The sequence below is a fragment of the Chloroflexota bacterium genome (assembly GCA_018648225.1).
Lineage (GTDB): Bacteria > Chloroflexota > Anaerolineae > Anaerolineales > UBA11858 > NIOZ-UU35.
Map to the genome: position 1 here is coordinate 1 of JABGRQ010000156.1, position 24,820 is coordinate 24,820.

General features: G+C 54.4%; 19 protein-coding genes. 11 read left to right on the forward strand and 8 right to left on the reverse strand.

Annotation, left to right across the window (positions count from 1 at the left end):
• Positions 1–157 precede the first annotated feature (157 nt).
• The 8 genes from HN413_14720 to HN413_14755 all read left to right on the forward strand — a co-directional run bounded on the left by HN413_14720 (position 158) and on the right by HN413_14755 (position 8,359).
• Entirely contained in the window at positions 158–1,237 is a 1,080-nt protein-coding gene (locus tag HN413_14720) for a 4Fe-4S dicluster domain-containing protein (protein ID MBT3391648.1), read from the forward strand.
• Positions 1,234–2,085, forward strand: a complete 852-nt coding sequence (locus HN413_14725; protein ID MBT3391649.1) for an FAD/NAD(P)-binding protein — start codon at positions 1,234–1,236, stop codon at positions 2,083–2,085. The genes HN413_14720 and HN413_14725 overlap by 4 nt, the downstream gene beginning before the upstream one ends.
• Positions 2,085–2,828 (forward strand): NADH:ubiquinone oxidoreductase, encoded by a 744-nt coding sequence (locus tag HN413_14730; protein MBT3391650.1) that lies wholly within the window; start codon positions 2,085–2,087, stop codon positions 2,826–2,828. Before HN413_14725 ends, HN413_14730 begins: the two co-directional genes overlap by 1 nt.
• A gap of 2 nt (positions 2,829–2,830) precedes the next feature.
• On the forward strand, positions 2,831–4,129 hold the full coding sequence (locus tag HN413_14735) for a Ni/Fe hydrogenase subunit alpha (protein MBT3391651.1): 1,299 nt from the start codon (positions 2,831–2,833) through the stop codon (positions 4,127–4,129).
• Positions 4,122–4,649, forward strand: a complete 528-nt coding sequence (locus HN413_14740) for a hydrogenase maturation protease (protein MBT3391652.1) — start codon at positions 4,122–4,124, stop codon at positions 4,647–4,649. The genes HN413_14735 and HN413_14740 overlap by 8 nt, the downstream gene beginning before the upstream one ends.
• Positions 4,650–4,757: 108 nt before the next feature.
• Positions 4,758–5,153 (forward strand): response regulator, encoded by a 396-nt coding sequence (locus HN413_14745; GenBank protein ID MBT3391653.1) that lies wholly within the window; start codon positions 4,758–4,760, stop codon positions 5,151–5,153.
• Positions 5,154–5,256: 103 nt separating this feature from the next.
• Positions 5,257–7,221, forward strand: a complete 1,965-nt coding sequence (locus tag HN413_14750; protein ID MBT3391654.1) for a HAMP domain-containing protein — start codon at positions 5,257–5,259, stop codon at positions 7,219–7,221.
• A complete protein-coding gene (locus HN413_14755; GenBank protein MBT3391655.1) occupies positions 7,211–8,359 on the forward strand; it encodes a response regulator in 1,149 nt (382 codons plus the stop codon). Before HN413_14750 ends, HN413_14755 begins: the two co-directional genes overlap by 11 nt.
• Positions 8,360–8,433: 74 nt before the next feature.
• Here HN413_14755 and HN413_14760 read toward each other — a convergent pair whose 3' ends face one another.
• A complete protein-coding gene (locus tag HN413_14760) occupies positions 8,434–9,405 on the reverse strand; it encodes a fructose-bisphosphatase class II family protein (protein ID MBT3391656.1) in 972 nt (323 codons plus the stop codon).
• A gap of 56 nt (positions 9,406–9,461) precedes the next feature.
• Positions 9,462–11,582, reverse strand: a complete 2,121-nt coding sequence (locus HN413_14765; protein ID MBT3391657.1) for an STAS domain-containing protein — start codon at positions 11,580–11,582, stop codon at positions 9,462–9,464.
• 336 nt (positions 11,583–11,918) lie between these two features.
• On the opposite strand from HN413_14765, the gene HN413_14770 reads away from it, so the two are divergent.
• Positions 11,919–14,150 carry a 6-phosphofructokinase gene (locus HN413_14770; GenBank protein ID MBT3391658.1) on the forward strand — a complete coding sequence of 744 codons (2,232 nt, stop codon included), beginning with the start codon at positions 11,919–11,921 and terminating at the stop codon, positions 14,148–14,150.
• A gap of 33 nt (positions 14,151–14,183) precedes the next feature.
• Here the strand turns inward: HN413_14770 and HN413_14775 are convergent, their stop codons facing one another.
• The 4 genes from HN413_14775 to HN413_14790 all read right to left on the reverse strand — a co-directional run bounded on the left by HN413_14775 (position 14,184) and on the right by HN413_14790 (position 19,664).
• Complete coding sequence (locus tag HN413_14775) at positions 14,184–15,968, reverse strand: ABC transporter ATP-binding protein (protein MBT3391659.1); 1,785 nt, start codon at positions 15,966–15,968, stop codon at positions 14,184–14,186.
• On the reverse strand, positions 15,965–17,266 hold the full coding sequence (locus HN413_14780; protein ID MBT3391660.1) for an NAD(P)/FAD-dependent oxidoreductase: 1,302 nt from the start codon (positions 17,264–17,266) through the stop codon (positions 15,965–15,967). Before HN413_14780 ends, HN413_14775 begins: the two co-directional genes overlap by 4 nt.
• Before the next feature lie 96 nt (positions 17,267–17,362).
• A complete protein-coding gene (locus tag HN413_14785) occupies positions 17,363–18,247 on the reverse strand; it encodes a methyltransferase domain-containing protein (protein MBT3391661.1) in 885 nt (294 codons plus the stop codon).
• 88 nt (positions 18,248–18,335) lie between these two features.
• Positions 18,336–19,664: a UDP-glucose/GDP-mannose dehydrogenase family protein gene (locus HN413_14790; GenBank protein MBT3391662.1), complete on the reverse strand. Its 1,329-nt coding sequence runs from the start codon at positions 19,662–19,664 to the stop codon at positions 18,336–18,338.
• Positions 19,665–19,872: 208 nt separating this feature from the next.
• On the opposite strand from HN413_14790, the gene HN413_14795 reads away from it, so the two are divergent.
• Both HN413_14795 and hutU read left to right on the forward strand, forming a co-directional pair.
• Entirely contained in the window at positions 19,873–20,292 is a 420-nt protein-coding gene (locus tag HN413_14795; GenBank protein ID MBT3391663.1) for an Rrf2 family transcriptional regulator, read from the forward strand.
• A 145-nt stretch (positions 20,293–20,437) separates the two neighbouring features.
• Positions 20,438–22,090 (forward strand): urocanate hydratase, encoded by a 1,653-nt coding sequence (gene hutU, locus HN413_14800; protein MBT3391664.1) that lies wholly within the window; start codon positions 20,438–20,440, stop codon positions 22,088–22,090.
• 37 nt (positions 22,091–22,127) lie between these two features.
• On the opposite strand, the gene HN413_14805 is transcribed toward hutU, so the two are convergent.
• Together HN413_14805 and HN413_14810 are read right to left on the reverse strand one after the other, a co-directional pair.
• A complete protein-coding gene (locus HN413_14805; protein MBT3391665.1) occupies positions 22,128–23,648 on the reverse strand; it encodes a hypothetical protein in 1,521 nt (506 codons plus the stop codon).
• Between the two features lie 106 nt (positions 23,649–23,754).
• On the reverse strand, positions 23,755–24,777 hold the full coding sequence (locus tag HN413_14810) for a 3'(2'),5'-bisphosphate nucleotidase (protein ID MBT3391666.1): 1,023 nt from the start codon (positions 24,775–24,777) through the stop codon (positions 23,755–23,757).
• Between the last annotated feature and the right edge of the window lie 43 nt (positions 24,778–24,820).

Here is a 24,820-nt window from a genome sequence, read left to right on the forward strand (position 1 = left end):
AATCCACATAGTAGGGATTCTTCACCCCCTTCGGGGGTTCAGAATGACATTTTTTTCGATGTATTGGTGTTTGAAAAGCACCTATTTTGAATTTTCGGATAAATACTTAGTGAGATTAGCGAGTTGCAATTATAAAATATAGCAACAAGGAGAAGCAATGAGTTTTAAAGTAATTCCAAAATCTGCGCTGCCAGCGTGGATCGAGTTTCTCGCCTCAGCGCATACAGTCTATGCCCCGCAGACTCGGCAGGGCAAAACCCGTTTTACTGAAATTCATTCAGCCGCTGAAGTAAACCTGGACTATGCCACCACCATCTTGCCCCCCAAGAAGATGCTGCTGCCACAGCGTGAGGAATTGATCCGTTTCAAGGGTAATGGCAAAGAAACCGAACCTGCTGTCCAACCGGTATTCGATACCCGTCCGACGGTTATTTTGGGCATTCACACCTGCGATATGCACGCGGTGAGTTTGCTGGATGAAGTCATGCGCGCCCCGATGGTCGATCCGCATTATCGGGAGCGGCGCGCCAACACAACGCTGGTCAGTCTCGACTGCCTCAAACCCTGCTCGCCGGAGGCCTTCTGCCAGGATATGGGCACGCATTTTGTTCCCGAAGAATTTGACCTGCACCTCACCGATCTGGGTGAAGCCTATGCCGCCGGGATTGGCTCCGAAAAAGGTGCCGCCCTGCTGGATGGCTTTGCCCCCGCACGCGCGGCCCTCCCCGAAGATTTCGACCGTCTCAATCAGGTGATGAGCCAGCGTTTATCGCGCTTCCCCTATCGCCTGAATGCGGACGCGCAAGATTTGCCCAAATTACTTTCAGTCACGCAATCCAGCCCGGTGTGGGCTGAAATCGGCGCAAAATGCCTGGGATGCGGCACCTGCAATCTCACCTGCCCCACCTGTTTTTGTTTTGATGTCTTCGATACAGTTGATTTTTCGCTGCAATCGGGTACCCGCGCCCGAGTGTGGGATTCGTGCCAATTAGAGCGTTTTGCGCTGGTCGCCGGGGGACACGATTTCCGCAACAAACGCGCCAAACGGCTGCGGCATCGCTTTGCCCATAAATACGAATACCTCAGCCAGTACGATGGCCTAGAAGGTTGCGTAGGCTGTGGGCGCTGTGCCACACAATGTCTGGTGAAGATCACGCCCATCGGTGTGTTGAATCAACTCTCCACAGAGAAGCACTATATTGGTGAAACCAATAGCAAAACGGAGGTGCGCGCATGAGCACCCCTTTGCGTGAAGCCTTGAAATCCACTTCCATTTATGCTCCCGTAATGGCGCGCATCGTCAATGTGCAATCCATGAGCCATCAGGAAAAACTCTACACCATTGAACTGCCCGGCGGCTTGTCGCTCGATCATCAACCCGGCCAATTCGTCGAAGTCTCCCTGCTGGGTGTGGGCGAAGCGCCGATCAGCATTTCTTCTTCGCCCAGCCGCAGCAACGGATCATTTGAGTTATGCATTCGCAAAGCAGGCGATCTGACAAACGTGATGCACACCCTTCAGACGGGCGACTTTCTGGGCATCCGCGGCCCGTATGGCAACCCCTTCCCGCTGGAACGTTTCCAGAGCAAGGATTTGCTGTTCATCGTCGGTGGCCTGGGATTGGCCCCGGCGCGCGCGCTGATCAATGAAGTGCTCGACCATCGCAGCCAATATGGACGCGTGATCGTCCTCTACGGGGCGCGTACTCCCTCGGAGTTGCTCTTCACCGACGAACTCGCCGAATGGCAGGCGCGTGACGACGTGGATTTCCGCGTCACTGTAGATCAGGCCGATGCCAATTGGACAGGCAATACCGGCGTGATTACCACCCTGATCCCCGATATTCCCGTCTACGTACATAACACTATCGCCGTGACCATCGGCCCGCCGATCATGTATCGCTTTGTGCTTGCCGAACTGCTCAGTAAAGGGCTGCGCGACGCTAATATCTGGCTCAGCCTGGAGCGGCGCATGAAATGCGGCGTGGGCAAGTGCGGCCACTGCCAGATCAACGATAAATTCTGCTGCCAGGATGGCCCCAGCTTCTCCTACGCGCAAATTAAAAATCTTGGGGAGGCAATGTGATGCCCGCAAAACCGAAAATAGCCTTCTTTGATTTCGCCAGTTGCGAGGGCTGCCAGCTAACCGTGGTCGATTCGTTGCAAACGCATGTCGAATTGCTCGACGCGGTTGAGATCGTCCAGTTCCGCGAAGCCATGACCGAGCGCGGCGAAGATTATCAAATTGCCTTCGTAGAAGGCAGTTGTACCCGCCAACAAGATGAAGAACGCTTGTTAAAAATCCGGGAACAAGCCGCTGTGGTGATTGCCCTGGGAGCCTGCGCCCACATGGGTGGCGTGAACGCCTTGCGTAACCGCCAGGCCGTGGCCCAGGCCAGCGCCTATGTCTATGGCAACGATGTCGAAACGCCAAAAGCCTATGCCGCACGCCCGGCCAGCGAAGTCATCACCGTCGATTATTTCATCCCCGGCTGTCCGATTGACCAAAACGAATTTATCGCCGCGGTCAAAGCCCTGTTGCAGGGACGCGCCCCACAATTGCCCGACTATCCCGTGTGTGTGGAGTGCAAGCTGCGCGAGAATGCCTGTGTGATGCTCCAGGGCAAAGCCTGCCTGGGTTCTGTCACCCGCGCCGGTTGCGATGCCATCTGCACCGCCCTGGGTGTGGGCTGCGAAGGCTGCCGTGGCCTGATCCCCAACCCCAACCTGGAAGGCCTCGCCATCGCCATGAGCGAAAATAATATCCCCTTCGCCGAATCCGAAGCCAAACAGCAGCTTTTCCTCACCTATCAACTGATGGACGTGTAACTATGACAGTAACCACTAAAGACGTAAAAATAGACGTTCACCATATTACCCGCGTTGAAGGCCACGGCAATCTGGTTGTCGATGTGCAAAACGGCGAGTTGAAACAATGCGATTTGCAAATTATCGAAGCGCCGCGTTATTTCGAAGCTATGTTGTTGGGGCAGCCCTATCATCAGACTTCGCATCTCACCTCGCGCATTTGTGGAATTTGTGCCGTGACCCATGCGACGGCCTCGGTTTTGGCGGTGGAACATGCCTTGGGGGTGGTGCCCACGCCCCAAACGGTGCTGCTGCGCAAATTGCAGATGCACGCCGAAATGCTCGATAGCCATGTGCTGCACGCCTATATGCTGGTTGCCCCGGACTTCCTCGGTGTGGGTTCTGTGATTCCCCTGGCGGGTTCTCATCCCGAAGTGGTGCTGCGCGCCCTGCGCATGAAGAAATTAGCCGGTGATATTTGCGCTGCCATCGCCGGGCGGCACACGCACCCCATCTCGATGGCCGTGGGCGGCTTCACACATTTCCCTTCAATAGAAGAACTCAAAGCTCTGCGCCAACGCCTGGATGCCCTGCTCGAAGATGTGGATGCCACAGTGATCCTCTACGAAAACCTGCCCATGCCCGCTTTTGAGCGCGACACCGAGTTCATGGCGCTCACCGCCGAAGATGAATATTGCTTTATCGGCGATACGATTGCCAGCAGCGAAGGCATCACCTGGCCGATTGAAGAATATCGCCGCGTGACCAACGAGCATGTGGTGACTCATTCAACCGCCAAGCATACTTACAACCAGCGCGAGACCTATATGGTGGGATCGCTGGCGCGTTTCAATCTCAATCACGAAAAATTACACCCGCGCGCCCGCTCGGCTGCCGAAGCGCTCAACCTGAACCCGGGCTGCATCAACCCCTATATGAATACCACCGCCCAGGTGGTCGAAATTGCGCATTGCGTAGAAGATTCAATTGCCATTATCGACCATTTGCTCGCCGATGGCATTCAGTGGGAAGATTTGGTCACCCCGCCGCGTAGTTCTGGCGATGGTGTGGGCGCCTGCGAAGCGCCGCGCGGCACGCTGTATCATCATTACGAAGTCACCGACGGGCTGGTGAGCGGCGCCAACTGCATTATCCCCACCGGGCAGAATTTAGCCAATATCGAGGCCGATATGCGCGCCCTGGTTCCCCAAGTGATGCACAAAGAGCAGCATGAAATCACTCTGGCGCTGGAAATGCTCGTGCGGGCTTACGATCCGTGCATTTCATGCTCCACGCATATGCTGGAAATAAAATATGTCTGATGTGTTGGTTTGCGGCCTGGGTAATTCCTTGCGCGGCGATGACGGCGCCGGTTTAGCCGTGCTGGATGCACTCAGCGAGCTTGCCTTGCCCGCGAATGTGGCGCTGTATAATGGCAGCCGCAGCGGTTTGCTAACCACGCTAGTCACTGAACGTTATGAACGCGTTTTTGTGATCGACGCGGTGGAAATGCAACAGCCATCGGGAGCCTGGCAGCGTTTTGATCTCGATGCGGCGGCGTTTTCACCCGGCGATATGCGCGCCAATCTCTCGCTGCACCACGCATCCCTCCCTGAGACGCTGGCGATTGCCCAAGCTTTAGGGGTTGCCCTGCCCCAGATTACGTTGTATGGCATCCAGCCTCAGAGCGTGGCATTGGCTCAGGGTCTGAGCGCCCTGGTGGCAGAAGCGGTTCGAGATGTAACCCAGGAGCTTTTAACGGCAATCCACACAGAAGTAGAAACCGAATATCTTGAAAAGCAACCGCAAATGAACGCGGATAAAATAAAAAAATATCAATAAAGAAATGCGTCATGCTGAACGAAGTGACACTTGCACCTGAACGCAAAGACGCTTTGCTAGACCCTTCGCATTCGCTCAGAATGACAAAAATGATCGAAAGGACAAAAAATGGCTAAAATTCTCTTGATTGATGATGATGTTGATATCATCGCGGCTTGCCGAATGACGCTGGAAAGTGTGGGGCATGAAATCATCGAGGCCCACAACAGCCAGGACGGCATTGAAAAAATCCGGGCAGAGCGCCCTGAGCTAGTGATTCTGGATGTGATGATGGAAACACACACCGCCGGTTTCCAGTTGGCGCTCAAGTTGCATAACCCCGACCCGACTTCAGAATTTGCCGAGTTCAAGGATTTGCCCATTCTGATGCTGACGGCGATCCATAGCACAACGCCGCTGCGCTTTGAACCCGACATTGACTATTTGCCGGTGGAGCTTTTTGTGGACAAACCCATTGATCCCGCCGGGCTGCTCGGCAAGGTCGATTGGATTCTAAGCCGGTAACGAGTACAATAAATTTATTGCTACCCTCACACTCCATCCCCCTCTCCCAGAATTGGGAGAGGGGAGTCGAGCGTAAGCGAGAGGGATGAGGGCCAAATTTGTTATGCGAGAATTCATCATCGGCATTTTGCGCGGGCGTTTGCAGATATTGCTGATTGCCGTGTTCTCCCTTTTGGTAGGGATTACAGTGGCATTAGGCTCCTTGCTGGTTGCGCGGGTGATTGAATCGTATCTGGTGAATGCCCAAAATGAGCGCGTGGCGCGTGATATGTATCTGGCGCAGTCTTTTTATCAACTGGAGTTAGATGAGGCTGTTGCTGCCTGCCAGCGGGTGTTAACCGATACGGAACTCTTGCAACGATTTCGGGCCGCACAGGTGGGAAATGCTATTGCGCGGGATTATTTGGTTGAAAAAATTGCCCGCAAAATATCAATCCCGCCCCTGTCTGGCACGCATCTGATTGTGCTACTGGATACCCACGGAGAAATCGTTATCGCCCGCACCGTATCGGCGGATGGAAAGCTGTCTGAACCCTATTCGGGCGGCAATTGGAGCGAACTACCCATCGTAGCCAGCGTGCTGGCAACGGGGGAGGGTTACGGCGCTACAGAGATTATCTCGGCAGAACTCCTGGACAATATTGGCCTGGTTGAGCAAGCGCATGTGCCTTTACGAGATACGCCTCAATCGGCGCCAGACCTGTTGTTTGAGAACGAGGGCACTGCCGGATTAACGCTGACGGCTGCGTATCCATTGCATGATGCCGATGAAACACTTTTGGGCGTGGTGCTGGTAGGGTATTTATTCAACAATGATTTCACGCTGGTAGACCGCATTCAAGACCTGGCCGGAGTGGATACGGTGACGATCTTTTTCGGCGATATGCGCGTCTCGACCAATGTTCCGGATGCGGATGGCAGCCGCGCGGTAGGAACGCGCATTTCCAGCGAAGTGGGAAAATCTGTTTTAGAGCAAGGTCAGGCTTATAACGGTGTGGCTTTTGTAGTCAACGAAACTTATATGACGCGCTACGAACCATTACATGATCATCAGGGGAGCGTAGTGGGTAGTCTGTATGTAGGCGCGCGGGTGGCTTCGTTTGAACAACTGGTCAAAGACTTTAATGACCGCGTAGTATTGATTATTATTATTTGTCTGGCGCTCACGGCTATTACGGCTGTGCCGATTGCTCAAATTATCACGCGCCCCATTGTGCGCCTGGTTGAAGCCAATCAACGTCTGGCTGAAGGCGATATGACCGTACGCGTGCGCGCCGAGGGCAGCAGCGAACTGGCAACCCTCGGCGAATCGTTCAATATCATGGTGGAAAAACTCGATAGCGCCCAACAGCAGTTATTGCATAAAGAAAAACTGGCCTCGCTGGGGCAGCTTGCCGCGGGCATAGCCCATGAATTGAATAATCCCCTGGGAACAATTTTGCTGCTGGCAGATGTGCTCAAAAAAGAAACCCCTGAGGATGACCCCAAACGCGAAGACCTGAAAGTGATTATTCAGGAAACGGCGCGCTGCAAAAATATTGTTGCCGATTTACTGAACTTCTCTCGCCAACAAGAATTGCTGACTCAAGATGTGTATATCCCCGCGTTGGTGGAACAAGTATTGACGAGCATTTACCACCAACCAGCTTTTGAAGGTATAAAGATCATTCAGGATTTTGATGCCCAGATACCCGCCATTCAGGCTGATCCGGCCCAATTGCAGCAGGTATTCATCAATTTATTGAGCAATGCCGCCGACGCAATTGATGGCGAAGGGCAGATCGAAATTTCAGCCCAGCCTACCAATGGACAGTGGATAGAAATCAAGGTGAGTGATTCGGGCTGTGGTATTTCGCCCGAACATTTGCGTAAACTCTTTGCCCCGTTTTTTACCACCAAGGCACTGGGTAAGGGTACCGGGTTGGGGCTTTCGATAGTGTACGGCATTATTAAAATGCACCGCGGCCAAATTGTGGCGCAAAGTCAGGAAGGTGTTGGCACTACCTTTGTGATTACGCTGCCGGTGCAACTCCCTCAGGCGCAGTGGAAGAAAGATTATGGAAGCTAGCGGCAAAATTCTAATTGTGGATGATGAAGTCGGCATTCATCGTGGCGTGCAGCGGGCGCTCGAACCGCAAGGATATTCCATTGAAACGGCAGCCACCCTCGAGGAGGGCCTGCAAAAAATTCGGCAAGCAAAATTTGATCTGGTTTTGCTGGATGTGATGCTGCCCGATGGGCGCGGTATTGATCTGGTTGCCCCCGCGCACGAAATCGACCCAGATATTGTCGTCATTATCGTCACCGGTTATGCCACCGTTGAACTGGCTGTGGATGCCATCAAGCAGGGCGCCTACGATTTCATTGCCAAGCCTTTCAGCGCCGATATGCTGTTGCTAACCGTGCGCCAGGGGATGGAAAAGCGTCAGCTTTTGCTTGAGGCCCAGCGTCTGCAAGCCATTGAGCAGGAAGCCGCGTTGCTGGCGATCGAAAAAGAATCCGCCGAAAAACTCAGTGAATTTAAATCGACTTTCACGCTGATGGTAGCGCACGAACTGCGCTCACCGGTCAGCGCGGCGCAAAGTTTATTGCGCACCCTGATCCACGGCCTGGCTGGCACTGTATCTGAAAAACAGGGCGAAATTCTCACCCGCATTGACGCCCGGATGGATGAACTGATGACGTTGATTAACGACCTGCTAGACCTGGCCTCCAGCAAAACCCTCGCTGACGAACCGTTGCTCACTCTGTTGCCCCTGCAGGCCGCCTTGCAGGCCAGCCTCGATCGTTTTTGCATCCAGGCCGAGCACAAGAATATTGCAATCTCGTTTCATATTTCTGAAACGCCGCTTGAAATTCTGGCAACTTCGGAGTGCCTTGAACGCATTTTGGGCAACCTCATCAGCAATGCTATCAAGTACACCCCGGAGGGCGGCTCGGTAGAAGTGAGTATGCAGTTAGTGTCCGATGAGGTGGAAATTTGTGTTGTGGATAGCGGAATTGGCATCCCGCAGGCTGCCCTGGAAAAATTGGGGGATGAGTTCTATCGAGCAGAGAACGCCAAACGAAGCGGCATTACGGGAACGGGCCTGGGGTTGAGCATTGTTAAACAAAATATCGACTACCTCGGGGGGCGGATGCAAATCCACAGCGTGGAAGGGCAAGGCACCACTTTTCGAGTTTACCTACCCCTGGCGAAAGCTTAACGCACACAGATCGATTGTTACTCCGTTTCGTGGAAACTTAGCGCCTTTGCGCTAAATAATTTTGCACGAAGGATTTACTCCAACTCCAGCAAGTGCTCAGTATGCACCGAGCGGCGGCTGCCGGTTTCGCAGCGCAAAATGATCGAATCGGTTTCAGCCATTGCGCCGCTGTAATGCACACCATTCAGCACACCCCCATTACTGATTCCTGTAGCTGCAAAATAGATACTATTCCCGTTTACCAACTCGTTGCTGGTGAGGATTTGTTGCCTATCCAGCCCGGCGACGCGTACAGCTTCGGCCTCCTCAGGCGATTGCGGAGCCAGGCGTCCCAACATGGCCCCGCGGAGTGATTTAACTGCACAGGCTGCAATCACCCCCTCCGACACGCCGCCGATGCCCATGAGAATATCCACATTCAAATCCTGACTGGCAGCCATCAGCGCACCTGAAACATCCCCGTGGCTGCGAGCAATCACGCGCGCGCCGGTCGCCTGAATTTCTTTAATCAGGTCTGCGTGACGCGGCCGGTCGAGTACAAAAACCACCAGATCGCGCACATGCTTGTTCGTAACGCGCGCCACCAGAGCCAGCGTCCACGCCGCGGGGGCATCCATACACTCCGGGACGAGGGCCTCGGCGGCCCGGCTCCCCACAATAATTTTTTCCATATACACCGCGGGAGCAGGCGCCCACATCGAGCCGCGCGGCGCAATTCCAGCAACTGAAATCGCTCCGGGGCTACCTTTGATGAGCAAGCTGGTGCCATCAATCGGATCGGCTACAATATCCATGGGAGGGCCTTTTCGGTTGCCAATATGATTTCCGCTGTTGAGGGGCGATGCCAACCCCAAACGGCCTTCTTCCCCAATTACAATGCAGCCATCTACATCCAGCGTGTTGAAGGTATCTGCCATTGCAGCGGTAGCCGTGAGGTTAGCGGCAATCGGATCGCCGCGCCCCATCCAGCGTCCGGCGGCCAACGCCGCGGCTTCGGTTACTCGCACCAGGCTCAAGCCTAAATTGGGGGAAATTTTTTCGCTCATCTATTTATCCTGAAAAACTGCATTATCTTTGTTCATCATGACACTCACAAGCTGCTCTACGCGTCAACCGCTTCTAATAGACCGGCATTTTCCCAGGCTAATAACCCGCCGCGCAACACGCGCACGCTTGGATAACCTTGTTGCGCGAAGAGATACGTCACCCGCGTGCTGCGTCTGCCCCCATGGCATACAAAAACAACATTTTCATTGATCTCAATTTGGTCGGTATCCGCAAGCAGGTTCGATAAGGGGCGTGATTCTGCCTGCGGTATGTGTTTGCGCTTAAACTCGCGCGGTTCGCGCACATCAATAATCCGCGGCGGGCTGGGAGTATGCAGTTCAACCCATAGCTCCAGCGGTGGAACCCCCGCTACATCTCCGGCAGGAATCTCAGTCTTGATGGACAACTCCAAGGCATGTTCTGCCTTTTTGGGAAGATTCTGACATTCCAGAAAAACATGCTGACTACACTCATAAACGCAAATCGCCGGATCGAGAATGCGATGATAGAGAAAACTAATCGCGTGTTCGTAGCGCAGGCAGTGGTCTTCACCCAGCTTCTCGATAAAACCGGTGCTTTGCATCATTTTTAATACGGGTGGTTGAATGCGCATCAAGAAAATATCGCCGCCGCGCTCGCGCATATAGTCCACGATACTTTCCAGGGTGTGAATCCCACTGATGTCGCATTGGTGAACGCTGTTCAACCGCAGCAGCAAAAAGCGCTGGCCGGGATGCTCATCCAAATGCGCTCGCAGAGTTTCTTCCACATGGTTGACCGCGCCGAAATACAAATCGCCGAGAATATCGAAAATGGCTAATTGTGGGCAGTGAGCTTTATCGGGCTGATAACTGAAATGACGAAAATTCTGAGCGGGCAGCACGGGCACAACGCTGGGGACGCTGGTGCGCAAAATATAAATCGCCAGGGAAAGCATGATCCCAGTTAGCACAGCAAATTGCAACGGCAGGAACAGTGTTGCCAAAAAAGTGGCTATCATAATGAACCGGTCGCCACGGGTGCCTTGCAAAATGCGCCGGATTTCCACCTGATCCACCATGCTATAGGCCGTGACGATGAGTACCCCTGCCAGAGCTGTGCGTGGAATATAAGCCGCTAGCGGGCCAAAGGCCAGCATGAAGATGAGTACAAAAATCCCGGAGAAAATACTGGCAATCGGGGTGCGTGCTCCGGCATCGTAGTTGATGCCAGAGCGGGTAAATGAGCCTGATACGGTATAGCCTGAAAATAGGCCGCAGGCAATATTGGCTAAGCCCTGTCCCACAAATTCCTGGTTGCTATCGAGACGTTGCCCGGATATGCTGGCGATGGAGCGCGAGATGGCAATTGCCTCCACCAGCCCGATGGCGCCTAACGCCAGCGCGCCGGTTGAAAGTTCCCCGATGACGGCCAAATCCAGTTTCAGCTTGCTGAGGGGAGGCAGGCTGCGGGGTAGTTCACCGATAATTTTGACACCCTGTTGATCAAGATGGAACATACCGACGACTGCCCCGGCGATAATCATGGCGATGAGAGGGGCAGGCCATTTGGGTTTTAACGCACGCACCAGAAGAATGAGTAAAATAGCGGCAAGGCCAACCCCAAAGCTGATAATATGCGTCTCCATGATGTGCAGACTAATCTCTTTAAGCGTGAGCAATAGCGATGGCGTGCTGGCAATATTTAAATTCAGTAAATGGCGCAGTTGGTTCGCGCCAATTAAAACCCCTGCTCCGGCGGTAAACCCAATAATGACCGAGTCGGAGATAAAGTTGACCATAATCCCCATGCGAGCCATACCCAGCGCCAAACGAAAAATGCCCACCATGATGGCCATTAAGCCCGCGATCGCCAGAAATTCCGGAGAGCCGGGTTGTGCCAACGGCAACAAAATGGTCAGCACCAGCAGCGAAGTTGTATTGGTGGGGCCCGTATGAAGGTGATTCGATGCGCCCCACAACGCCCCAACGATGGAAGCCACAATCGCAGAATACAGCCCGATTTGCGGCGGCAATTCGGCAATCATGGCGAAGGCAATCGCTTGAGGCAACATCACAATCGCTACAGTCAACCCGGCGATGAGATCGGGGCGCAGATCGCCGCGGTCGTAGTTTTTCAGCAAGAAATACGGACGGGTGAGGTAACATGAGGCGTTTTTTAAGATTTGGAGATTCATAGTTGTTTCGATTCGCAGTATACAATACTGGCGAGCATACTATAACGCGAACAGCCTTATCGGTAAAGAATTCGTGAGCGGATCGCGGTAAAATTTAGTCAAACGATATTTTTATGTGAGCTATACTATATCCAGCAAAGGTAATTGCTCAGGCTAATGCCTTCGCAGAGAGAATTCCGAAAAAAGGGGTGTGCGTGGGGGCATACGCCCCCACGCACACCCCTTTTTTTGGCCTCTTCCTGTTCGAGGCTGAGCAATCACCAGAAAAGTTAGAAACACTATAAATTTAACTACAATACGCGGCGCATCGGCGCGCGAGAAAGAGACAACATTATCATGATAAAACGAATAGTAGTTTTTACGAGCGGCGGCGATGCCCAGGGCATGAATGCCGCGGTGCGTTCGGTTGTCCGCACCGGGTTAGAGCACGGCCTGGAAGTGTATGCCATCTACGAAGGTTACCAGGGCATGGTCGATGGCGGCGAGAGAATTCGTAAAATGGATTGGGATTCAGTCGGGGGTATTTTGCAAGGCGGCGGCACAGTCATTGGAACGGCGCGCTGTGATGATTTCCGTCAACGCGCCGGACGCTTGATTGCAGCCAGAAATTTGATCGAACGCGGCATCGAGGGGCTGGTCGTCATTGGGGGGGATGGCTCACTCACCGGGGCGAATCTCTTCCGGCAGGAGTGGCCCGGTCTGGTGGCAGAACTCGCCCAAAGCGGAGCAATCACCCCCGAGCAAGCCAACGCTCATCCGAATCTGCTGATTGTCGGGATGGTTGGGTCCATCGACAATGATTTCACCGGAACGGATATGACCATCGGCACCGATTCTGCGCTGCATCGCATCACCGAGGCCGTGGACGCGCTCACCAGCACGGCAGCCAGCCATCAGCGCACGTTTGTCGTCAAAGTGATGGGGCGCAATTGTGGCTACCTGGCGCTGATGGGCGCACTGGCCTGCGGCGCCGATTGGGTGCTGATTCCCGAAAATCCGCCTGATGTAGAAAACTGGCAGCATGTGATGGCCGAGCGTTTGCGGGCTGGTCGTGCTGCCGGACGCCGCGACAGCATTGTGGTTTTGGCCGAAGGTGCGCGTGACCGAGATGGCAACTATATTGGCAGCAGCGATGTACAACGCGTCCTTGAAGAACGTCTGGGCGAAGATGTGCGCGTGACGGTCTTGGGGCATGTGCAACGCGGCGGACGCCCCAGCGCTTTCGACCGCAATCTGGGTACATTTTTGGGCTATGATGCTGTCCAGGCGCTCATGGAAGCGCAGCCCGACGATGAACCGCTGCATATTGGCATTACCGGAAATCGCATTACCCGCAAACCCCTGATGGCCTGTGTCGAAACTACACAGGCCGTTGCGCAAGCCATTGCCGCTAAAGATTACGAAAAAGCGATGCAGTTGCGCAGCTCCAGTTTTACGGATGCCTTCAACACGCTAATGGTCATGGTGCGCGCCTTGCCACACCCCCCCGCACCAGGGCAAAAACGCTTCCGGATTGGCGTACTCAATGCGGGCGCGCCCGCGCCGGGGATGAACACAGCCACGCGGGCTGCTATGCGCCTGGGGCTGGATCGCGGCCATATTATTTTAGGGATTGCCAATGGTTTTGAGGGTTTCGCAGCCGGAGAGATTCGCGAACTTGCATGGATGAGCGCCAGTGGATGGGCTTCGCGCGGCGGCTCCGACCTGGGCACCAGCCGCCACCTGCCCAAAGGCAGCGACTTATATCAAATTGCCCGCAATATCGAAATCAATGAACTGGATGCCTTGCTGGTGATTGGCGGATGGAATGCCTACGAAGCCGCCAATAAGCTGTATAACGAGCGCACCAATTATCCCGCCTTCAATATCCCGGTTATTTGCGTGCCCGCTTCGATCAACAATAATTTACCCGGCTCGGAGTTAAGTATTGGGGCGGATTCGGCGTTGAATAGCATTGTGGATGCGGTTGACAAGATTAAACAATCGGCAGGGGCGACGCGGCGCTGCTTTGTGGTGGAAGTGATGGGCCACTGGTGCGGGTACCTGGCTCTGCTGGGGGGCATGGCAACGGGGGCAGAGCGGGTCTACATCAATGAAGAGGGGGTTACCCTCAGTGATTTGCAACGCGATGTAGATACGTTGAGCCGCGGCTTTAAATTAGGCAAGCGCCTGGGGTTGATGATTCGCAACGAATATGCGAATTCAGTGTATTCCACCCATTTTATGTGCGCGCTCTTCGAGGAAGAAGGGCAAGATTTATTCGATGTGCGCCCGGCTATTTTGGGGCATCAGCAACAGGGTGGCGATCCCTCCCCCTTTGACCGCATTCACGCCACGCGGCTCTCGCGGCTGGCGCTCAATTTTTTGATTGACGAATGCGAGGCTAATTCCACGCGCAGTTCGTTTATCGGATTGCAAGAAGGCAAATATCGCTACCATGCGATGCGCGATTTTGAGCGTATGGTCGATATGGAACATCAACGCCCGATCAACCAGTGGTGGATGGATTTACGCAAGATCAACAGACTGTTAGCCCAACCCGCCCAGAGCGAGATGGTCGAAAAATAAATACAGCAGGTGGGCAAAACCCACCTGTTGTATTTATTTTTCGACCTTTTTACCTGTTTGCACACCCCATAGACCGGCGTATATTCCTGGGCTGGCAACCAGTTCGTCATGCGTGCCTTGTTCAACAAGCTGGCCGCGCTCCAATACGAAAATTTGGTCTGTATTGCGCACCGTGGAGAGTCGATGGGCAATGATGATAGTTGTACGCCCCACGGCAATATGTTCCAGCGAACGTTGAATCAGGGCTTCAGTCTCATTATCCACGGAAGAAGTCGCCTCATCCAGAATCAACACAGGCGGGTCTTTGAGTACCGCGCGGGCGATCGATATACGCTGGCGTTGCCCGCCAGAGAGCTTTTGTCCGCGTTCGCCGACGATGGTCTCATACCCCTGGGGGAGTTGCATAATAAAATCGTGCGCTTCGGCAATTTGGGCCGCTTCAATAATTTGCTCATCGGTGGCATCAAATGTGCCGTAGGCAATATTCTCGCGCACCGTGCCGTGGAATAGAAAAACATCCTGGCTGACAAATCCGATGGCCCGGCGCAGCGATTGTTTTTCCAGGGCGCGCAAGTCGTGCCCGTCTAGCTCTATGGCGCCTGATTGCACATCATAGAAGCGCAACAGCAGTTTTACCAGCGTACTTTTACCCGCGCCCGTCGAGCCGACAATCCCCACACTTTGCCCTGCCTCAATATTCAGCGACAACCCTCGAATAACGGCTTGATCTTTGGCCGATTGATATTCAAAGCTCACATCTTTGAGCTGAATCGCCCCTTCTACGGTATCTACTTCTAAATTAGTATCACCACTGGGGATGGTTTGCTGTGTGTCCAACAAATCCAGCACCCGATCAGTGGAAGCCATCGCCCGCTGGTATAAATCCAGCGTATCTCCCAGGCGAGTGAGCGGCCAGAGTAAACGCTGGGTGATGAAGATCAATATGCTGTAAGTGGCTACGGCCAATTGACCACTGAGCGCCAACTGCCCGCCGAAGATGAGAATGGCAATGAAGCCGCTCATAATGACCATGCGGATCAGGGGCACAAAGGCTGAACTGAGGGTGATGGCATCGCGGTTGGCCTGACGATAATGGTTACTTTCAACGGTCAGGCTGGCAAGTTCGTGTGTTTCGGCGGTGTAGCTTTTAATGGTGGCGATGCCGCTCAGGTTATTGGAAAGTTGTGCATTGAGGATGCCAACGCGCTCACGCACTTTTGCATATTTGGGGGCCAATGTACGCTGAAAGCGAATCGAACCCCAAACGATGATGGGCATTGGCAGCATCGCCATCCAGGCTACGCTGGGCGCGGTGTAAAAGAAAATGCCGCCGATCACCAATACGGTTGTGATAACCTGCCAGATGTCGTTGACCCCGCCGTTGAAGAAACGCTCAAGCTGGTTGATGTCGTCGTTGAGAATCGCCATCAGGCCGCCGGTGCTGCGGTCTTCAAAATAGGCCAGCTCGAGATGCTGCACATGGTCGTAAGCGTCAATGCGCAATTCGTGCTGCAAAGTTTGGGCCAGATTGCGCCAGGCGACTTGATATAAATACTGAAACGACGACTCGAAAACCCAGATAAAAACCGTCAACCCGGCCAGCGCCAGCAATTGATGGCCGGTATCTTTAATGCCAATACGGGCAATCAGCGAATCTTGCTGCTGCACGACCACATCTACCGCTGCGCCAATTAACATCGGCGGGGCCAGATCAAAGATTTTATTGAGTATGGAGTATAGCGAGGCGATGATAATGCCGCGCCGCTGCTCGCGGGCGTAGGCCCACAAACGGGTGAGGGGGTGTTGTTTTTTTGTCATATCATCAACTGCGCCGCCCGGCGGCCAATCTCCACAGCGAAGTTGGTGCCGCGATCCCAGGGATAAACCTGGCTCATGCTGGCAAAGTACAATCCGGAAATTGGCGTTTCAATGGCGGGAATATTACGGGAATGGTTGACCTCAGGGATCGGCTGCGCGTATCTGGTTTTGTGGAGCCAACTCTTGATGAGCCAATCGGACTCGAACCGGGGGTTGAACTGCCGCAAGGCAGGCAGATACTGTTCCAGAAGTTGATCCTGGCTAAGTTCGAAATAGGGATGATCGGTTTCGAGATAGTCGCCACAATAAACGATATGTTCTCCCCCAAAATGCTCCGCCGAGACATAATTAGTATGCTCTACCAATGCCAAAAAGGGGTACCCGGCATCTTTGGGAAGGCTAAACCAGTAGTAGCCTTCTTCGGAGAGTTGATGTTTGAGCGATAGTGTGATGACAACTGCTCCCATCGATTTTAGATTCAACAGCCCGCGCAAATAATCGTCAGGGAGGGCTGGAACCAATTTTGCCATCAACGCCGGGGATGTTGTGGAAAGTACCTTGTCGTAAGTGGGTTGAAGGTTGGATGTTACAGGTTGAAGGTCGGTCTGGCAGATCAGGCCAGTTTCATCACTTTGACGAATTTGACTCACCGCCGTATTAACGCATATTTCCACCCCCAGGCCGCGCAAAATTTCGGCGAAATCATCACAAAAAGCCTGAAAGCCCCCCTGATACGTACCCAGCCGCGTGGTGCGGGCGTGCAAACGCGCCCAGAACCACGACATAGGTACATCTTTATAATGCGGGCCAAACTTGCCAATCAGCAACGGCTCCCACATTTTTTCATAAACGCGCTTCCCCGCCCATTTTTGAATCCAGGCGTGAGCGGTAATCTTCTCGAGGGCGCGCCAATTCTTCGTCAGGCGCAGGTAAACGCCTACCAGCCCGAAGCGGAGCTTATCCAGCCCCCAGCCCAGGCCGGGGAAAAGCAGCGCCTGAAGAATCGAATCGAAAGGATACCATTTTTCATTATGAAGCAGAACGGTATAGGGGCGCGGGAATATAACTTTATCACTCAGGCCGAGTTCTTCGATCAGGCCGAGCATGTACTCGTCGGAGGCGAACCAATGATGGTAAAACTTCTCTACCGACCAATCCCAATGGGGTTCTTTGAAACCCGAGGCCAGGCCACCCACCTTTTCGCTGGCTTCATAGATCGTAACACTGTGACCGGCGCGCACAAGATCATACGCGGCAGACATGCCCGCGATCCCCGCGCCAATAATAGCGATGTTCATGATACTTCCTCCGTCATTCTGAGGAGCGGAGCGACGAAGAATCTAGTGAAACGCTCTACGCTGCGCTAGACCCTTCGGCTACGCCTCAGGGCGACTCTAGGTTTCCCGAAAGTCGTAGATGCCGTCCACGATGGGCCAGGTGCGCACACAGTTTGTGCAGTGGAGCGCGTCGGGGGATTCTGTCAGGGAAGTTTGTCCACACGCCGGGCAACGGAAGAAGCCCTCGGGTGCGGCCCCTTTAGAACTATCACCCGCCCGGGAACGGGTAAATACGCTGGGGGTCAGTTGCCACCAATCGCCTGTCAGTTGTGCCATTGCATCGAGTGCAACTAAAATTTTCGTCGGAATCAATTTTTTAAGGATGCCAATCCGAAAATGGGAAAGCGTTAATTGCCGCTCAAGCTGAAAATCGGCCGCGTGGAGCCATTGGCGCACGGTGCGAGGGTGAAAATCGAAGTTGAGTGGCACAAATTCAACCGACTCTGGCGTGAAGGGATTCCAACTTTGTAGGCGCAAAATGTAGCGCAGAATGGCCTTGAGATTGAGTTTGCTGGCGAATTCCAGGATAAAGATGGCACCGGGTTGCAGCACGCGGCGGATTTCGTCCAACGCCTGCGGAGCCTCAGCGAGATGATGCAGCACGCGAATCATAGTGGCGGCATCAAACAGACGATCCACGAAGGGCAGGCGATAGACATCCCCGGCGATATAGGTGTAGCGGTCGCTCTTACCGAGGCGAGCCTGAGCCTGCTGCATTTGGGTAAAGGAGTAGTCGAGCAGAACGACGCGCTCAAAATTACGATAGCGCTGCGTGTTGCGTCCGGCGCCTGCGCCCAGTTCGAGCATGAGTTTGCCTTCCGAGGGGAGTAGGCGGCGTAGGGCTACAGCTTCTACCTGATCTTCGTAGGCGCGCCCGCCCTCTTCCCAGAACGTGGTCTGGTAATCGGAGCCTTCGTAATTGCAAATGGGAGGTTGGGTCATACGTGATAAGATGGGAGACGGAGGACGGAAGGCCGATGACTCTCGTCGTCTGTCTTCCGTCCTCCGTCATTTGTGATTGTTTTGAATGCTAGGCTTCCGGCGTATTTGTGCCGTTGTAGCCGCGCCCCAAGCCGCGATAGATAAAGTTGAGTGCTTTCATCTCATCGGGGTCGTAGATGTTACGGCCATCGAAAATGACTGGCTGCTTCATGCTTTCGCGCAGTTGCCGGCGGTTGAGTTGTTTGAACTCGTTCCACTCAGTGTTGACCATCAGTGCGTCGCAACCTGCCGCCATCGAGTAAGGATCGTTGTACATTTCGACATCCGGCAAGAGTGGGGCGGCAACTTCCATCGAAACGGGATCATAGCCGCGCACGGTTGCGCCTGCGGCAATGAGTTGCGTGGCAATGTCAATCGAGGGAGCATCGCGCATATCATCGGTGTTGGGCTTAAAGGCCAGCCCCAACATGCCAATGATCTTGCCCTTGACATCGCCGCCAAGCATTTGGATCACGCGTTCAACCGCCATTGGTCTGCGGTCGGCGTTGATGTCCATGACAGCATGTAATAACTGCGGATGTTTGCCTTTTTCTTCGGCCATGTGCGCCAGGGCAAGTACATCTTTGGGGAAGCAGGAACCGCCATACCCCAGACCCGCGTTCAGGAAGTGATGTCCAATGCGCTCGTCGTAGCCCATGCCGGTAGCGACTTCAGTCACATCGGCGCCCAGGGCTTCGCAAATATTGGCGATTTCGTTGATGAAAGAAATCTTGGTTGCCAGAAAGGCATTGGAGGCGTACTTAATCATCTCGGCGGTGCGCAGATCGGTAATCACGATGGGCGCGCGCAGCGGCAGGTGCAGTTGAGCCACTTTATCGGCGGCATCGCGGTCGAGCGAGCCAAGTACCGTGCGGTGCGGGTTCATGAAATCGAAAATAGCTGAGCCCTCGCGCAAAAATTCGGGGCAGGATACCACCGAAAAGGGAGTGGCTTCAGGTTGATTCCGTTTGACAATTCCGGCCACCCAATCGCCGGTGCCAACTGGCACAGTAGACTTATTGATAATCACCAACTCGCTGCTCATATGCCTGGCAACATCACTGGCGGCCGCCTCAACATATTGCAGATCGGCTTCACCATCGACCCCTGAGGGAGTTCCGACAGCAATGAAGACAAACTCGGTGTCTCCATCTAGCCCTTCTTTATAGGACGTAGTGAATGTCAGTCGGCCTGATTTAACATTACGTTCGACAAGTTCTTCAAGGCCTGGTTCGTAAATGGGCATTTCACCATTTTTCAGGCCTTCAATTTTTTCTTCGCTAATATCCAGTGCGATAACGCGATTGCCAAGATCGGCAAAACCGGCGGCTGTAATTAACCCTACATAGCCGACACCGACAACACAGATTTGTTTCATAGTGATTGATCCTCCAGAACGCGAAGTGACAGTTATGTACTGCGCAGAATACTGCAAAATCTTACCATAGGCTGTGCTATTGCGCACGAGTACCCATGCGCAAGGTCATTGACATGCAATGACCTTAATCACTTGTAGATTGGATAAATATACTCTAAAATATAACCGATAAATTTTATCCGTAAGACCAAATATAGGAAAATATCTTATGCAAATCACTCGCCAGGCAGACTACGCGGTACGAGCCGTTTATTATCTCACGACCTTGGGACCAGGCAAACGGGCGGCAACTAGCAAAATTGCCGAAAAACAACATATTCCGGCCTCATTTTTAGCAAAAATTGTATCCCAATTATCCGTAGCCGGGTTATTGCACACCTCGCGCGGCGCCCGTGGCGGCGTTTCGTTGGCACGCGATCCCCAAGAAATCAGTTTATTGGATGTTGTCGAAGCGATTGACGGCCCAATTTTGCTGAATGAATGTGTTGGCGATGATGGGGTTTGCACGTTTAATGATATTTGTCCCATGCGCCCGGTCTGGTGTGAAGCGCAAAAGAACCTGATTGATCGCCTCAGCTCGACGCATTTCTCTACATTTTCGCCGAAAGAAGAAGCACCGGAAGCATAACTCCTCACCGAGCGAAGTTTGAATCTCCTGCCCCTCCTGGCGTATAATATCCGGGAGGGGTTTATTCTTAATTTACTACCCTCACCCCTGCCCTCTCCCATAGGGAGAGGGTTAGGGTGAGGGCAAATTCACTACGGAGGCTCTAATGTCCCAAGCGCGCGTTGTTCATCCGCCACGCGGCACCCAACTGACCTGTAAGAACTGGCTCATTGAAGCGGCCTACCGCATGATCCAGCATAATCTCGACCCCGAGGTAGCTGAAATTCCCGAAAAGCTGATCGTCTACGGTGGGCGCGGCCAGGCGGCCCGCAACTGGGAGTCGTTCGATGCTATCCTTGAATCGCTCAAAAATCTTGAAGAAGATGAAACCCTGCTGGTCCAGTCGGGCAAGCCGGTGGCTGTATTCAAATCGCACACCGATGCGCCGCGCGTCCTCATTGCCAACTCCAACCTGGTCCCGGCCTGGGCCAATTGGGAACATTTCGACGAACTCGCCGCCAAAGGGCTGATGATGTACGGGCAAATGACCGCCGGTTCGTGGATTTATATTGGCACACAGGGCATTCTGCAGGGAACCTATGAAACCTTTGGCGCGTTGGCGCGTCAGCGGGGCTGGGAATCGTTGAAAGGCAAGTTCGTACTCACGGCGGGTTTGGGCGGAATGGGCGGCGCGCAACCCCTGTCCGTGACCATGAACGAGGGGGTATGCCTGTGTGTGGAAGTAGACCCCGCCCGCGCCCATCGCCGCCAGGAGATCGGCTACGTGGACGTGGTGGTGGATACCCTTGAAGAAGCCATGACCCTCGTCGAGGAGGCGGTTGCCAACGAAGAGCCAAAATCCATCGGCCTGGTCGGCAACGCCGCCGATATTTTCCCCGAACTCGTCACCCGCGGCATCATCCCCGATGTGGTCACCGACCAGACCTCAGCCCATGAAGCCCTGATGTATGTACCCTCCAGTCTGAGTGTGACTGCCGCCGACGAGATGCGCGCCTCAGACCCCCAAGGCTATAAAGCGATGGCGCGTGAATCGATGGCAAAGCACGTTGAAGCCATGCTGGCCTTCCAAAAAGCAGGCAGCGAAGTGTTTGATTATGGCAATAATTTGCGCCAACAGGCTTTTGATTATGGCGTTTCCAACGCCTTCGATTTCCCCGGGTTCGTTCCTGCCTATATTCGTCCGTTATTCTGCGAGGGCAAAGGGCCATTCCGCTGGGTAGCGCTTTCGGGCGATGTGGAAGATATTTACCGCACCGATGAAGCAATCCTCGAACTTTTCCCCGACGACGAGCATCTGCACCGCTGGATCAAAATGGCACAAGAGAAAGTGCCCGTACAGGGCTTGCCCTCGCGCATCTGCTGGCTGGGCTATGGCGAGCGCGAAAAAGCGGGGCAAAAATTCAATGAACTGGTCGAGAAAGGCATTGTCAGCGCGCCCATCGCCATTGGCCGCGACCATCTTGATTCCGGTTCGGTGGCCTCCCCAAACCGTGAAACCGAGGCTATGCTCGATGGTTCCGATGCGGTTTCCGACTGGCCGATTCTAAACGCCCTGATTAACGCCGTGGGCGGCGCAACGTGGGTTTCTTTCCATCATGGGGGCGGCGTAGGGATGGGCTACTCGCAGCACGCCGGGCAGGTGATTGTAGCCGATGGCACGCCCGAAGCCGCGGTGCGCCTCGCGCGGGTGCTGACCAGTGATCCCGGTATGGGCGTAGTGCGCCACGCCGACGCGGGCTATGAAATTGCGATAGATGCCGCCAAACGACATGGCATCAAAATGCCAATGTTGAAATAGACGAAAAATAAAAAGAGCGCCGCTAGCGGCGCTCTTTTTATTTTTCAGTATACAACTTCCACGGCTCATCAGGATGATAATGAACCACCGTCCGCTGTGGGAATAGCGTCATAATTTCGTTCGTAGAGCGCGGGCCGCGGTGATAAACGAATACAAACGGCGCATCGAAAAAGGGATTGCTTAATTCGAGCAGGGCGGCGTACTCGCGCCAATTTTCCGGGTGTACAATCACTAACGCCGGGGTTAGTGCCTGAGCATCAACTGTTAAAAAGGGTTGCAGAGCGGCGCGTTCGATGCCATACAACCCGCGCAGTGAACCGATACGAATCGGCGAATAAAACACTGCACTCATCGCCACCAGCAGCGCAACCAGTCCAGTCACGACCAACGGGCGCGCCATCTTCCAACCCGAAAAACGCTGCGGCCAGCCTGCCAGCCTGTCGATGCCAGCCGCACTCAGCAATACCAGCCCTGGCAGGGCTTCGTAATAATAGCGCGGCCCGAAGAGCCACGCCCCCACCCAATAGGCGGCATAAATCAGTACAAGCACGGGGAAAATGCTGACGAGCAGCCAGATTTTGCCCTGGCCCCCTGAGGGCGGGGGGAGAGGGGAGGGGTGAGGGCGAAGCAGCGCCCACAGGCCAAACGGAAAGAAAATCCACGAGAGCTTGCCCCAGCCGAACAGGTCACTCAGCCCGGCATGCAGGCTAAATTTGGTATTTGTCCAGGCATATTTCAAGTTATGCCCGTCGGCAGTCACGCCAAACCCCGGCCCAAAGCCCAGCCTGTCATACGGCCACCACAGGGTATAGGGATTGGTCAGTGCGTTGCCGGTGACGGCGTACTGCCACAACAGATGCAGACTCCCGACGAGCAGAGCGACAGTGCCAATTACCAGCACGCGGCGGCGGATATTCTGAGGGCCGCGCCACAACAGAATCAGCCCGTGGATGCCAAAGGGTAGGGCGATTCCCAGGGCTGTCAGGGGGCGGCTCAGGGCCAGGACCCCCAGGGTAAGTGCCGCGCTCAAGGTGAGCAGCCAGCCCCGAGCTGAGTCCGACTCATCCAGCGCCTCGAGCCAGAAAAGTGCAAATCCTGCGCTGAGTACCAGCCCCCAGGCGTGAGAAAGCAGTGCGCTGGAATTCATCAAAAAGAAAGGGGAACTTAGTAACAGAGCCGCTGCCAGCAGAGCGATGCGCTCATTGAGTAGTTTTTTCCCCAGCCGATACGTCAGCCAGATGCCCAGCCCGGCCAGAAACGGGTTGACCCAGGCGCGCAGCCCCAGGCGCTCGCCAAGCGAGAGTACCACCGGCCAGCCGAGGGGATATTTACCAAAACGCTGCCCGTTGTGATCGACGACGAAGGGCACCAGAAAACTTTTGGGGTTGTCGGGGGAGGGGGTGGTGAGTTGGCCGCGGGCAATGACCTGCGCCTGCCAGACGTAGGCAAATTCGTCTTCAAGATGCGGAATGTCTTCGAAGATATTGAGCGCGATCCAGCCGGTAATTAGGGTGGCGAGGGCGCTGAGGGCGAGGGCGAGCCAATCGGTGCGGGACATGCGTTAAACCTTAACGCAAAGGTGCAAAGATGCAGAGTCGCAAAGAAAAATATATAAAATCTTTGCCCCTTTGCCCCTTTGCCCCTTTGCGTCTTTGCGTTAAAAATCATGCGGCAATTTCTTTGAGCGCGGCTAGAGCTTGCTCATGTAAAATGCCATTGGTAGCGCAGATGCCGCGCGTGTTGGCGAGGGTACGGCCGAGGCCGAAATTGAGTTCTTGCCCGTGCAGATCGGTGACGCGGCCTCCGGCTTCTTCGGTGATGATCGAGCCAGCGGCTTGATCCCAGATTTTTTCGCGGTAGTCGGGGCGGCTTTTAGAAAGCATCCGCAGGTAGATTTCGCCGCCGCCGGAGGCCAGTACGGCGTATTTGGCCTGACTGTCCATGCGCACGGCCTGGGCCTGCACGCCGAGTGCTTCGGCAAAAACATCCATTTTCGTGACGTTGGTATGTCCGGACTCAAATGAGCGCATCAGTCGCGCTTGTGTGGGATCGGCCTGTGTAGAAACGTGAATTTGGGTGAAGTCGGTGTTGCTGCCGTTGAGGAACGCGGCCCAGGCTCCCTGACCGCGGGCGGCAATGTAGATGCTGCCGCCCTCACCCCCGGCCCCTTCGCGAAGCACACCCGCCAGGGTGCTCCCCGCGGGAAATGGAAGTTGAGGGCAGCCTAATGCGCCGATTTGAACTTTGCCGTTTTCGACTAACGCTAACGCCACAGCATATTGATCGCCGCGCAGGAAGCCTTTGGTGCCGTCAATGGGATCGAGTGTCCAGAAACGCGGCGCCGATTCGGCAGAGCCGCGGTCAATCCAGTTGCAGACTGTTTCGGGGGTAGCCCCCTCAGTGAAGCGGCTGACGAAATCGGTGATGCGCGCCAAAGTATCTTTTTCTTCGGGGGTTTGCAGGACAGCCGAATCTTCTTCACCGACCATTGGGTCGTTGGGGAAGTGCTGGTCGAGCAGGTAGCCTACTAGCGCCTGTGCGGCGAAATCGGCCACGGTGACGGGAGAGCGGTCGTCTTTTGTGAGGGCAGGCGAGATCATCTCGGCCTGAACTTGTTGTACGAGTTCAGAAGCCTGCCGCACAGCGTGAAGGGCAAATTTTATTTCGGGGGTGTTTGTGTTGAGCATGGTATTCCTTATTTAACGCAAAGGCGCTATGGTGCAAGGGCGC